9 protein-coding genes are annotated in these 12,822 nt (G+C 61.6%); 2 read left to right on the top strand and 7 right to left on the bottom strand.

From position 1 onward, the window contains the following. The first annotated feature begins 110 nt into the window (after positions 1-110). Positions 111-1,871: a molecular chaperone gene (locus tag GKKCFE_RS01110; RefSeq protein ID WP_445577392.1), complete on the top strand. Its 1,761-nt coding sequence runs from the start codon at positions 111-113 to the stop codon at positions 1,869-1,871. 90 nt (positions 1,872-1,961) lie between these two features. Here GKKCFE_RS01110 and serB read toward each other — a convergent pair whose 3' ends face one another. Continuing rightward, positions 1,962-3,176 carry a phosphoserine phosphatase SerB gene (gene serB / locus GKKCFE_RS01105; protein ID WP_316912520.1) on the bottom strand — a complete coding sequence of 405 codons (1,215 nt, stop codon included), beginning with the start codon at positions 3,174-3,176 and terminating at the stop codon, positions 1,962-1,964. Between the two features lie 133 nt (positions 3,177-3,309). Here serB and GKKCFE_RS01100 point away from each other — a divergent pair, with 133 nt between their 5' ends. Then, on the top strand, positions 3,310-4,827 hold the full coding sequence (locus tag GKKCFE_RS01100; RefSeq protein ID WP_047227293.1) for an AhpA/YtjB family protein: 1,518 nt from the start codon (positions 3,310-3,312) through the stop codon (positions 4,825-4,827). Positions 4,828-5,064: 237 nt separating this feature from the next. Here GKKCFE_RS01100 and GKKCFE_RS01095 read toward each other — a convergent pair whose 3' ends face one another. The 6 genes from GKKCFE_RS01095 to GKKCFE_RS01070 form a co-directional block, all read right to left on the bottom strand. After that, positions 5,065-5,769, bottom strand: a complete 705-nt coding sequence (locus GKKCFE_RS01095) for a PqiC family protein (RefSeq protein WP_047227292.1) — start codon at positions 5,767-5,769, stop codon at positions 5,065-5,067. A gap of 179 nt (positions 5,770-5,948) precedes the next feature. Next, a complete protein-coding gene (gene parC, locus GKKCFE_RS01090; RefSeq protein ID WP_047227291.1) occupies positions 5,949-8,213 on the bottom strand; it encodes a DNA topoisomerase IV subunit A in 2,265 nt (754 codons plus the stop codon). A gap of 10 nt (positions 8,214-8,223) precedes the next feature. Then, positions 8,224-8,745: a retropepsin-like aspartic protease family protein gene (locus GKKCFE_RS01085; RefSeq protein WP_445577391.1), complete on the bottom strand. Its 522-nt coding sequence runs from the start codon at positions 8,743-8,745 to the stop codon at positions 8,224-8,226. Continuing rightward, complete coding sequence (locus GKKCFE_RS01080; protein ID WP_445577390.1) at positions 8,742-9,728, bottom strand: esterase-like activity of phytase family protein; 987 nt, start codon at positions 9,726-9,728, stop codon at positions 8,742-8,744. Before GKKCFE_RS01080 ends, GKKCFE_RS01085 begins: the two co-directional genes overlap by 4 nt. After that, positions 9,728-11,632 carry a DNA topoisomerase IV subunit B gene (gene parE / locus GKKCFE_RS01075; RefSeq protein ID WP_047227288.1) on the bottom strand — a complete coding sequence of 635 codons (1,905 nt, stop codon included), beginning with the start codon at positions 11,630-11,632 and terminating at the stop codon, positions 9,728-9,730. Before parE ends, GKKCFE_RS01080 begins: the two co-directional genes overlap by 1 nt. Before the next feature lie 41 nt (positions 11,633-11,673). Then, positions 11,674-12,282, bottom strand: coding sequence for a YqiA/YcfP family alpha/beta fold hydrolase (locus tag GKKCFE_RS01070; protein ID WP_047227287.1), 609 nt, complete (start codon positions 12,280-12,282; stop codon positions 11,674-11,676). Positions 12,283-12,822 lie beyond the last annotated feature (540 nt).

The following is a 12,822-nucleotide window of genomic DNA, read 5'->3' as shown; positions in this document are numbered from 1 at the left end:
GCACCTCGAGCAATGAGCGCCCAACGAACGTCGATACCACACGCTCTTTCGGCCACAGCTGCTAGAGTTGGGAACATCCCTTTCATTTCCCGACGGAGCCCATCCACGGCATGAATGAGACCAGCCCTCTCCAGCTTTCGCGCGTTCTGACACCGACCCAGTCGCGCCTGTCGTTCTGCGACGCCACGCCGCGCGACCTCAAGCGCTGGATCGCCAACCTGCCCAAGGCCAATATCGGCGAAACCGCACGCCTGTTGTACCAGGCCATCGGCGAACTCAACCAACTGCTCACCCCCAGCGAGAATCGCCTGCAACTGCTCGAATTGTTGCGGCCCGAGGTGTATTACGTCTGCAAACACCTGGAGCGGCATTTTTTGCAACAGGCCATCGTTCTGGATGAGCGCTCGCGCAAGATCGTCAACCTGTGCCAGGCCCTGCAAACCCAATTGGCCATGGGTTACAAACAGATCGTCGCGCGCATCTCGCCGAAATACTCCAAGGACCGCGCCCGGCTGCTGAGCACCGCGCTGCAACGCGCGATGCATGCGCTGGACGGCACACTGCTGCGTATCAGCCAGTTGTATAGCCCGGTACCCGAAGGGCTGTGGCTCGATTTGCATCAGTTGTACCGAATCGCCTGCCACCATCGGCTGCAACACCTCAGCGTCAGCGATGAACTGGCCAGCCAGGTGCATCAGTTGAATGTTGAGCAAACCTACGTGGTCGCCCTGCTGCTGGGCACCTCACGCAGCAATCAACTGCGCCAGGGCCAGATTGCGCGACTCGTCGAGGTGCTCGAATCCTGGAGTCAGAAGGTCACGCTGGACCCGGCCACCACCGCCACGAGCCTGTTCGCCGTTGCACCGCAACTGGATATCGGACCGCGCTATCGCTCCAAGTTCAGGGCCGAGCAACAGCCCAGCCTGCTGGGTTTCGATCCGCAGCCGCTGGTGCGCGCCATTGCCACTCATCTGGAACAACCCGACGATCACACCTTGCCCGTGCCTGGCGCAATGAACGCCGACACCTTGCATCACCTGCAAGCGGCCTGGGGCGAAGCGGTCGAACGCAGCTTCCAGCGCACGGAGGGCAACGGCACGCTGACGCTCTGCGTGGGCATGAGCGCTTTGCACTATTACCTGGGCGGCGAGCGCTCTTTCAGCGAAATCCTCAAGGACTCTGCAACGCGCAAGGCCCGGTTCGAGGCCACACCGACCAAGACCAACGACACCTGGAGCCAGGCTTTCGACGCAGCTGCGACCGGTGACAGTGATCTGTTGCCCTATGAAGAAATCGAGTACCCGGTCAATCCGGCCGATGACGACGGCGCCAGCTCCGACAACCAGCACCACTTCGCGACCTACGACCTGCCCATCATCAATCACAGCCCCGGAGGTTACTGCCTCGGCTGGCCGAAGGAGGTGCCTGAGCAACTGCAGGCCGGGGAAATGGTCGGCATTCGCGACACTAACGATCAAGCCTGGAGCATCGCCGTGGTGCGCTGGATCAGGCAAGTGCGCAATGGCGCCATGCAAATGGGTATCGAGCTGGTCGCGCCTCATGCCCAGCCTTGCGGGCTGCAACTGGTACGAGAGAAGGATGAGCATGGTCACTACCTGCGAGGGCTGCTGCTGCCTGAGATCAGCGCCATTGACCTGCCTCCCACCATGATCGCGCCCCGTCTGCCTTTCCAGGAAGGCCAGCAAGTGCTGATCAACACCAACGGCCAGGAACGCCGCGCCAGCCTGGACCGACGGGTGACCAGCACGCACAGCTTCAACCAGTTTGCTTATCGACAGGAGGACTCAGCGACCACCGGAGATGACCACGACAATGAAGGGGATTTTGATTCGTTGTGGAAGTCGCTTTAGACCGCCAACACATAACCCTTTGTGAAGAGAAAGCTCTCTGTGGGAGCAAAGCTTGCTCCCACAGAAATCCCCTTGCCACAGGAGATTGAGTCAGAGCTGCCCGTCGCGATCCCTGAAGCCCAGCAGATACAACACCCCATCCAACCCGAGGGTTGAGATCGCCTGCCGGGCCGACTGCTTGACCAGCGGCTTGGCGCGGAACGCCACGCCCAGACCGGCGATCGCCAGCATTGGCAGATCGTTGGCGCCGTCGCCCACGGCGATGGTCTGTTCCAGGCGCAGGCCTTCCTTCTCGGCCAGTTCGCGCAACAGATCCGCCTTGCGCTGGGCATCGACGATCGGTTCGACGGCCACGCCCGTGACCTTGCCATCCACGACTTCCAGTTCATTGGCAAACACGTAGTCGATGCCGAGTTTGGCCTGCAACTGCTTGGCGAAGTAGGTGAAGCCACCCGACAGGATCGCGGTCTTGTAGCCCAGGCGCTTGAGTTCGGCGAACAGGGTTTCGGCGCCCTCGGTCAGGCGCAAGGAAGCGCCGATGGCGTCCAGCACGCTGACGTCCAGCCCCTTGAGTAGCGCCAGGCGCTCCTTGAAGCTGGCGCGAAAATCCAACTCGCCGGCCATGGCTCGCTCAGTGATGGCCGACACCTTGTCGCCCACGCCGGCGGCCTTGGCCAGTTCGTCGATGACTTCGGCTTCAATCAGCGTCGAATCCATGTCAAACACCGCCAGGCGGCGGTTGCGGCGGAACAGCGAGTCTTCCTGGAACGCGATGTCGACATTCAACTCCTGGGCCACGCTGAGGAACTCGGCACGCAGCGCCTGGGGATCGGCCGGCTCGCCGCGCACAGAGAATTCGATGCAGCCCTTGCCCTTGTCATCCGGCGTATCCAGCGGCATGCGCCCGGACAAACGGTCGATGTGGTCGATGTTCAGGTCGTATTTGGCAGTGATCGAACTGACCCGCTGCAATTGCTCGGCGGTAACCTTGCGGGTCAACAGAGTCACGATGTGCCGCTTCTTGCCCTGGCCATTGACCCAATGCTGGTAATCGGCTTCGGACACCGGGGTGAAACGCACCTGTTGGTCGAGTTTGTAGGCGGTGAACAGGATGTCCTTGAGCACCGACTTGCTTTGCTCGGCGTCCGGGATTTCAACCAGGATGCCGAACGACAGTGTGTCGTGAATCACCGCCTGACCAATGTCGAGAATGTTCACACCACCCTGGGCCAGAACGCCGGTAATGGCCGCAGTCAGACCCGGACGGTCACTGCCAGTGATGTTTATCAGGACGATTTCGCGCAAGGCGCACCCCCGCAGGTGGAAAAAAACCGCATTCTACCCACTTTCAGTGACCATCGGGCACCGTCGGTGCTTTGCCGGTCATGGGCCTGTCGCTATACTGCGCGTCAATTTCACGGACAAAGAGCCGAGCTCAGTGAACCGGCCCACGCCAGTCAAAACCGACAATTTCTTTCTGCTGATCTTCCGTGCACTGCGCCACCGTCGCGTGCCGATTGCATTGCGCATTGCCAGCCATAACGTGATCCTGGTCGCCCTGGCCCTGGTGATCTATGCCTGTGTGATGGGCCTGCAGTTCAAGCAGGCAATGCACGAGCAGGCCGATGCCCTGGGCGAGAGCCTGACCACGCAGACCGCCACGTCCGCCACTGAGCTACTGGTGTCCAACGACATCCTAAGCCTCAACGTGCTGCTCAACAACCTCACCAAAAACAAACTGGTGGCCCACGCCGCCATTTATAGCGTGGACAACCGCATCCTCGCCGAAGCCGGCCAGCGTCCCAAGCCGGGCCTGCTGGGCGAATCCGGCGGCATGTACCAGAGCAGGATCACTTTCCAGGACGTGACCGCCGGGCAACTGCGCATCAGCCTGGACATGGACCAGTTCCAGCAGCCGATGACCATCAGTCTGCAAAGCATGGGCATCCTCAGCGCGATATTGCTCGCGCTGGCGCTGGCCTTGAGCCTGCGCCTGGGACGGCACATCTCTACGCCACTGCTGCAACTGCGGGTCTGGCTGCGGGATATCGACGAGCACACCCCAGCGACCCAGCGCCAGGACGAAATTGGCGATCTGGCTCGGCAACTGCACGCCAGCTTCGCCCCGGAACCTGCCCCCGTGCCGGAGCCTGAAGACATCGACTACAGTGACGACGACGAAGCCGAACCAGGTTTCGAAGTGCGTAACCTGCGGGACCCGGACTTCGATGAAAGCCAACCTCTACCCGCCTCCAGGCCCGGGCCACGCCGCGTGGTCCGCACGGTAGAGGACGATGAAGACGACGATGCTTTCGCCGACCTGCGTGACGACTCAATCGCCGATGAGCCGCAATCGGTCGCCAGACCCGTCGCCTCGGACCTGCCCCAGCACAGTGCCGTGCTGGCCGTGCAACTGGGCGCCCAGGACCAACTGCGCCGGCTGCCCCAGGCGCGCCTGAAGGAACTGCTTGAGCGTTACCGCGACTGCCTCGACCAAGCCGCATCGCTGTATCAGGGCCAACTGCACACCCTGAACGATGGCAGCACGCTGATGCTGTTCCATACCGAGGACAGCGGTGATGACTACCTCACCAACGCCATTTGCTGCGGTGAGTTGCTCCGAGCCCTGGGCCACCAGTTGCAGATCGAAGTCGCCGACAGCGGCATCACCCTGCAATTGCAGTTGGGCCTGACCTTGGGTGACGGGCTGTTCGGCCTGAGCCAGATCGACCTGCTACTGACCGAAACCGCCCAGGACGCCCTGGCCCTGTCGCAGCACAGCCGCAACCTGCTGCTGGTGGAGCGCAAGATCAACGACGACGCCCTGATCCGCCAGCGCGCCCGCATCCGCCCTATCGCCAGCCCGGAAGGCGCATGCTGCGTCGAGCGACTGATGGAGCCTTATCCGTCGATGCTGGAGCGACAACTGGCGCGGATGCATGAGCGTCAGGCCTGAGCCTCAACACCTGAAATGACGAAGCCCGCAGATGAATGATTGTCTGCGGGCTTTTTTGTGGCCTTCGCCTACCTCATCGCGAGCAAGCTCGCTCCCACAGGGACCTCTGCCAGCCACAGATCCAGTGTGGGAGCGAGCCTGCTCGCGATGAGGCCGGCATAGACACCCGAGACTGCACCCCACAGAAACAACAAAGCCCGCATCAACGCGGGCTTTGTTTTGCATCCAGTTCAACCATCAGAACCTGAACACTTCCATGTCCGTACGGATCGGCAAGGCCATTGGAATCTTGTCCTTTTCCTTCTCGACCTTTTTGGTCGCTGCAGGAGCAGATTTGCGCGGCACCTCTGCGACAGGCGGCTGGTTGGCCAAAGGCTTGAGCGCCACGGACAGTTGCTCGGCCAGACGTTGCAGCAGCACGCCCTGAGCCTGGACCTGCGCCGCGGTACCGCCGGCATGTTGCTCCTGCAGATGAATGATCCGGTTCTCGCGAACCTTTCCGCGACGATCGATCAGGCGCCACTGGGCATCCAGTACCGCCGGTTGCGATTCGCCCGAATCCAGCCGGGTAATCGACAGCAAGACCTGAACATCCGGGGTAAAGCCCTGGGTGGCCGGCGCGAGTACTACGCGCTGGCTGTCCAGATGCCCGGCGACCTGACGCAGCAACAGCTGGTCAATGTCCGACGACAGGCTGCCGGCCCAACGACCGTCGGTGGCGGCCTGCAGGCTGCCGTCCGGTTGGCGTTGCAATAGGGTTTCACGTTGCAGGTAATCGGCAATCAATACCGGGCCCAGTAATACCGCCATGCCTGCGCTTTGTGCAGGCTGGGCCGGGTTTCCGCTGTCGAGTTGATACAGCGACACTGGCTGATTGACGCTACAGCCCGCCAGGCCAAGCAGGCCGGCGAGCCACAAAATAGGAAGGCGCAGAGCAGTCATCGTCCCGTCCAGGTGGCGGCCACAAGGCTTACCACAGTGAAAAAATACTCGGTCAATATGAAGAACGCTCGGCCACGCCGGCGCTTGAAAGGGCCTATCATCCGTGAATATGCGCTCCGACTCCAGCGCGAAAGTGCCGATCTGCGGCTTTTAATCGCAGACCGAGCGCTCTAGCACGCTTAATTGAGGTTTTCGACGAGCAGTGCATCGACCCGCTGAAACCCTCTCGGAAGCTTGTTGCCCCGCCGACCGCGTTCACCTTTGTAGTGTTCAAGATCGTCTGCCTTCAACGAAAGCGTACGCTTTCCAGCCTGCAGCACAAGCGTGGCGCCTTCCGGCAACACTGCAATATCCGTGACATATTCCTCACGACTTGCCACCCGTTCGCCGGAAATACCGATGATCTTGTTGCCTTTACCTTTACCCAACTGTGGCAAGTCACTGATTTTGAAGACCAGCAACCGACCTTCGGTCGTCACCGAAGCCAGCCAGTTGTTCTCACGATCGGACACAGGTCGCGGCGCTATGACCTTGGCGTTATTCGGCAGGCTCAACAACGCCTTGCCCGCCTTGTTCTTGGCTTGCAGGTCCTCACCCTTGACGACAAACCCGTAGCCGGCGTCCGACGCAATAACGTACAGCCCGTCATCATCAGGCATCAGCACGCATTCAAAAGTTGCACCCGGTGGAGGAGTTAATCGACCGGTCAGTGGCTCGCCCTGTCCGCGAGCCGATGGCAGGGTATGCGCCGGCACCGAATAACTGCGTCCGGTGGAGTCGACGAACACCGCAAACTGATTGGAACGCCCGGCCGCCAGGGCCTTGAAGCCATCCCCGGCCTTGTAGGAAAGCCCCGTCGCGTCAATATCATGACCTTTGGCAGAGCGTACCCAACCTTTTTCTGACAGCACGACAGTCACTTTCTCGTTCGGCAGCAGATCGTGCTCACTCAGCGCCTTGGCTTCGGCGCGCTCGACGATAGGCGAGCGACGGTCGTCGCCATAGGTTTCGGCATCCTTGAGCAGTTCGGTGCGCACCAGCTTCTTGAGCTTGGCTTCGCTGCCCAGCAAGGCTTGCAGCTTGGCCTGCTCCTTGAGCAGTTCATCCTGCTCGGCCCGCAGCTTCATCTCTTCCAGCCGCGCCAGTTGCCGCAGGCGGGTATCGAGAATGTAGTCGGCCTGGATTTCGCTCAAGGCGAAACGCTCGATCAGGCTGGCCTTGGGGTGCTCCTCGGTACGGATGATATGAATCACTTCATCCAGGTTGAGGTAGGCAATCAGCAAACCGTCCAACAGGTGCAGGCGACGTTCGACCTTGTCCAGGCGAAATTGCAGGCGCCGGCGCACGGTCTTGACCCGGAACTCCAGCCATTCAACCAGCAGCGCCCGCAGGTTTTTCAGCTGTGGCTTGCCGTCCAGACCGATGATGTTGATGTTGACCCGGTAGCTGGACTCAAGATCGGTACTGGCGAACAGGTGCTGCATCAGCGCGTCATGATCAACCCGACTGTTGACCGGAATAATCACGATCCGGCAGGGGTTCTCGTGGTCGGATTCGTCGCGAAGGTCAGCGACTTGCGGTGCTTTCGACGGTTTTGCCTGCATCATCGCGGCAATTTGTTCCAGCACCTTGGCCCCGGAAACCTGGTGCGGCAGGGCGGTGACGATGATGTCGCCATCTTCGATGTGGTACACCGCGCGCATACGCACCGAACCGCGACCGGTTTCGTAGATCTTCAGCAGGTCGGCGCGCGGGGTGATGATTTCCGCTTCGGTTGGGTAGTCCGGGCCCTGAATGTGTTCGCAGAGCTGCTCCACCGTGGCTTTGGGCTCGTCCAGCAAGCGCACGCACGCGGTGGCCACTTCCCGCAGGTTGTGGGGCGGCACATCGGTGGCCATGCCCACGGCGATACCGGTGGTGCCATTGAGCAGGATGTTCGGCAAACGCGCTGGCAACACCAGGGGTTCATCGAGAGTACCGTCGAAGTTCGGCCCCCAGTCCGCAGTGCCCTGGCCCAGCTCGCTGAGCAGCACTTCGGAATAACGCGACAGCCGTGCCTCGGTGTAACGCATGGCAGCAAAAGACTTGGGATCGTCTGGCGCACCCCAGTTCCCCTGGCCGTCCACCAGGGTGTAGCGGTAGCTGAACGGCTGGGCCATCAGCACCATGGCTTCGTAGCAGGCCGAGTCACCGTGAGGATGGAACTTACCGAGCACGTCACCGACGGTACGCGCCGACTTCTTGTGCTTGGAATCGGCATCCAGCCCCAGCTCACTCATGGCGTAGATGATCCGCCGCTGAACCGGCTTCAGACCGTCGCCGATGTGCGGCAAGGCGCGGTCCATGATCACGTACATGGAGTAATTGAGGTAGGCATTTTCGGTGAAGTCAGCCAGCGACCGGCGCTCTACGCCGTCTAAGCTGTCTGCAAGAATGTCGCTCATGCGGGCCTCATCAGTTCGTTGTCTGGCGCAGCAACATGGTGCCGCCGCGCTGGGTAAATTCAAGTTTGTTCAGGGCGCTCATGCCCAGCAGCACTTGCGTGCCGCCCAGGCCTGGCGCCACCAGGGCACGGACATCGCGCAATACGATGTCACCCAATTGCAAACGGTCGATACGGGTGCGATAACCCTCGCTCAAACCGTTGGCGGTGCTCAACGTCACACCGAAACCTTTTTCCAGCTTGAGGCGCGCGGCCAGCTCCTGCGGGATCGCCACGTCCGTGGCGCCGGTGTCGAGCATGAAGTCCACCGGTTGGCCGTTGATCTGGCCGCTGGCGACAAAATGCCCCTGTTTATTGCTGACCAGCTTCACCTCGATAAAACCTTCACCCTTTTGCGAATACACCTCGGTATTGGGATTCTGCGCACGCTGCTCCCACTGGGCAAAAAACCGCGCCGCCAGAAACAGCGCCGCGCACCAGGCCAGTATCATCAACACCCGGCCGGCGCGCTTGCCCGGCGGTTGCTGGCTCATGGCGTGGCGCCCCAACCACCGTCCGGCGCGGCAAAGCGCCAGATGATCGGCCGCCGCTCACCGTCGGCCCGTGCCCCGTCGTTGTTATCCAGACCAACCCAGGCGCCCTCGGCATCCACCACCAGCGCTTCGGCCAAGCCGTAGTTCTGTGAATAACGACGGTTTTCCTGCAACGCCTCGGCGGCGAACGACCAGCAACGCTCCACTTGAGCGGTTTGCGAGTCACGCCGGCAGATCTGATAAGCGTTGCGCTCCAGGGTAAACAGCTTGCCGTCGAACAGTGACAGATCGGCGAAATCCCGTGATACCGCCTGGGCATTGAGAAACTGCGCCGGCTGCATCTGCTTCCCCGCCTCACTGAGCAACACGCAATTTCCATCACATTCCCACACCGATTGCTGACGCTTGATCAGCAACAGCCCGCGACGCTCCCGCTCAGCGGCCAGCCATAGCTGATCACCGGCCGGATTGATCGCCAAGCCTTCAAACAAAGCATTGAAATGCAGCAACATGCCACTGGCCCGCGCCTGACGGATCATCGCCGGTCCGATTTTCAACCAGGACGCGGCGCCCGTCGGCGACACCTGCAACACCGCGGCATGGGATTCACTGACCACGTAGCGATTGCCGGCACTGTCACAACTGATGCCTTCGAAATCCAGCTCGCCACCGCGCAGGTACGACGCCGCCCAGGTCCGCGATCTCAAACCCCACGGCAAACCGCTGTCCGGCACCGGCGGCACCTCGATTTCAACGGCTTCTGCCTGCCAGACCGGCGCATCAGAAGACTTGAGGCGGTAGATCCGATCGTCATCGCGATCCGACACCGTCCACATTTCACCCCCGCACACGGCCAGCCCGGACAAGTTACCGCCACGCAAATCCTCGACGGCATGCTCGGACAGCAACTTCAACTGCGGTGCAGGACCTGCGACCACCACCCCCGCCCACAGCAACAACGCCAGGGCGAAACCGTTGCGCATCAGGCCAGCACCTCGGCCAGGTCCCCTTTGGATTCGAGCCAGGACTTGCGATCGCCAGCGCGTTTTTTCGCCAGCAGCATGTCCATCATTTCCGAGGTCGCTTCGAAATCATCCAGGGTCAACTGCACCAGGCGGCGCGTGTTCGGATCCATGGTGGTTTCGCGCAGTTGCGGCGGGTTCATCTCGCCAAGGCCCTTGAATCGGGTGACCTGCGGTTTGCCGCGTTTCTTTTCGGCCACCAAACGATCAAGAATGCCATCGCGCTCGGCCTCGTCCAGGGCGTAGTAGATCTCTTTGCCCAGGTCGATGCGGTACAGCGGCGGCATCGCCACGTAGACGTGACCGGCGTCCACCAGCGGGCGGAAATGCTGGACGAACAACGCGCAGAGCAACGTGGCGATGTGCAGACCGTCGGAGTCGGCGTCGGCGAGGATGCAGATCTTGCCGTAACGCAGTTGGCTCATGTCCGCGGCGCCCGGATCGACACCGATGGCCACGGCAATGTTATGCACTTCCTGGCTGGCCAGCACTTCGCTGCCGTCCACTTCCCAGGTGTTGAGGATCTTGCCGCGCAACGGCAGGATCGCCTGGAACTCTTTGTCCCGCGCCTGCTTGGCCGAACCGCCGGCGGAATCACCTTCCACCAAAAACAGCTCGGAACGCATCGGGTCCTGCCCGGCACAGTCAGCGAGCTTGCCGGGCAACGCCGGCCCCTGGGTGATGCGCTTGCGCTCGACCTTCTTGCTGGCCTTGAGGCGCCGGCCGGCGTTGTTGATCGCCAGTTCTGCCAGGGCCAAGCCGGTTTCCGGGTTAGCATTGAGCCACAGGCTGAACGCATCCTTGACCACCCCGGAAACAAACGCCGCCGCTTCGCGGGACGACAGACGCTCTTTGGTCTGGCCGGAGAATTGCGGCTCCTGCATCTTCATCGACAATACGAAGGCAATGCGCTCCCAGACGTCTTCCGGCGCCAGCTTCACGCCACGGGGCAGCAGGTTGCGGAACTCGCAGAACTCGCGCATGGCGTCGAGCAAACCCTGGCGCAACCCGTTCACGTGGGTGCCGCCCTGAGCGGTGGGGATCAGGTTGACGTAGCTTTCCTGGACGCTTTCGCCGCCTTCGGGCAGCCACAACAGCGCCCAGTCCACCGCTTCCTTGTTACCGGCCAGACTGCCGCAGAATGGCTCGTCCGGCAGGCGTTCGAAACCGTTGACCGCGTCCACCAGGTAAGAACGCAGGCCGTCCTCGTAATGCCACTCGACTTTCTCGCCGGTGGCTTTGTCTTCGAAACTGACCAGCAGCCCCGGACACAACACGGCCTTGGCCTTGAGCACGTGCTTGAGGCGGGTGACGGAGAATTTAGGCGAATCGAAATACTTCGGGTCCGGCGCAAAATACACGCTGGTCCCGGTGTTGCGCTTGCCGACTGTGCCGACCACTTCCAGTTCGGTGGCCTTGTAGCCATCGGCGAACGTCATCTGGTACTCGTTGCCGTCACGCTTGACCCGCACGCGGACCAGGGTCGACAAGGCGTTGACCACGGAAATACCCACCCCGTGCAAACCGCCGGAGAACTGGTAGTTCTTGTTGGAAAACTTGCCGCCCGCGTGGAGCTTGGTGAGGATCAACTCGACGCCGGACACGCCTTCTTCAGGGTGAATGTCCACCGGCATGCCGCGACCGTCGTCGCTGACTTCCAGCGAATGGTCGGCGTGCAGGATGACCTGCACCGAACGGGCGTGCCCGGCCAAGGCCTCGTCGACGCTGTTGTCGATGACTTCCTGGGCAAGGTGGTTCGGCCGACTGGTGTCGGTGTACATGCCGGGGCGCTTGCGCACCGGGTCGAGGCCCGAGAGGACTTCGATGGCGTCTGCGTTATAAGAGCTAGCGCTGGGAGTGGCCATGGGGTCTCGTCGTCAGTGTTCAATGAAAAAGAGGCGATGGCTCACAGCGACGTGAAGTCGATCGCCTGGTACAAATCGGCGCCAATGCCGGCAAAACTCAACAGCGCCGGCAACTGCTGGGCAAACCCTTGGAAACTGTGGTCGCCGCCGGCCTGGATGCGCAAGGCACAGGCGCGGTAATACTGCTGGGCGTGGCGATAATCCAGCGTTTCGTCCCCGGTTTGCAACCATACCTGATACCGCTGCGGATCCTGGGGCGCCGGCACCTCCAGTTCGGCCAGGGCCGTGACGTGGTCGTGGGTCAATTCCCAGGTTTCATCGGTGTACAAATTCTTCTGCGTGCCCAGGTAACCGTCGAACATCCGATGGGGGCTGACCGCAGGGTTGACCAGCAGGGCCTTGAGCCCGTGGCGCTCGGCCAAGTGAGTCGCATAGTAGCCGCCGAGCGAGCTGCCGACCAGCAGTGGGCGGCCCAGTTGTGCAATCGCCTGTTCCAGCTGACCGATGGCCTGGCGGGGGTGGTGATGCAAGGCGGGCACCTGTAGCTGGTCGCTGAGGCCGAGGCGTGCCATTACTTCGATCAACTGACTGGCCTTGGTCGACGCTGGGGCGCTGTTGAAGCCGTGGATGTAAAGGATCGAACCCGACATTGCCGACTCCCTGGGTGTTGGGCAAAGGGCGGAGTTTACAGGGAGATTGCGGTGATTGGGGGGGGATTTGCCCGTGTTGTCGCCTCCTATGACCCGTCGATCACAGCACCTGTGGGAGCGAGCCTGCTCGCGATGGCGGTCTGACTGAGTACATATCCATTGCTGAGGTAACGGCCACTTATGGTTCCGCTCTTACAGCGGGTCACTTTCGAAAAGCGCGAAAGTAACCAAAGCGCTTCTGCCCCACCACTCGGTGCCTCGCTTTGGCTCGGCATGCCCTCACTCCGGCATTGCTCCGTGGGCCCGCCGCGAAGGGCCATCCATGGCCCAGCGCGGCTATCCCGGCATCCATGCCGGGATGCCCACTCCACAATGCCTGCGTTCGGCCAGCGTGGTTAACGGGGCGCCGAGATCAACGTCCACCACGAGGCGGCCTGATAGCCGACCTGGTTCTTGGTGGGACCGCGTTTCTCCTGTGGGAGCGAGCTTGCTCGCGATGGCGGTGGACCAGCTTGCATCAGCGTTGGATGTACCACCATC

Source organism: Pseudomonas sp. E141 (genome assembly GCF_052659885.1).
This window is presented reverse-complemented; position numbering and strand designations above follow the sequence as displayed.

What these genes read in the sequence shown, in the direction of transcription:
- GKKCFE_RS01085 (WP_445577391.1), bottom strand. Translation starts at nt 8,745, where the DNA reads ATGAGCCAGCAACCGCCGGGCAAGCGCGCCGGCCGGGTGTTGATGATA.
- parE (WP_047227288.1), bottom strand. Translation starts at nt 11,632, where the DNA reads ATGGCCACTCCCAGCGCTAGCTCTTATAACGCAGACGCCATCGAAGTC.
- GKKCFE_RS01080 (WP_445577390.1), bottom strand. Translation starts at nt 9,728, where the DNA reads ATGCGCAACGGTTTCGCCCTGGCGTTGTTGCTGTGGGCGGGGGTGGTG.
- GKKCFE_RS01070 (WP_047227287.1), bottom strand. Translation starts at nt 12,282, where the DNA reads ATGTCGGGTTCGATCCTTTACATCCACGGCTTCAACAGCGCCCCAGCG.
- parC (WP_047227291.1), bottom strand. Translation starts at nt 8,213, where the DNA reads ATGAGCGACATTCTTGCAGACAGCTTAGACGGCGTAGAGCGCCGGTCG.
- GKKCFE_RS01110 (WP_445577392.1), top strand. Translation starts at nt 111, where the DNA reads ATGAATGAGACCAGCCCTCTCCAGCTTTCGCGCGTTCTGACACCGACC.
- GKKCFE_RS01095 (WP_047227292.1), bottom strand. Translation starts at nt 5,769, where the DNA reads ATGACTGCTCTGCGCCTTCCTATTTTGTGGCTCGCCGGCCTGCTTGGC.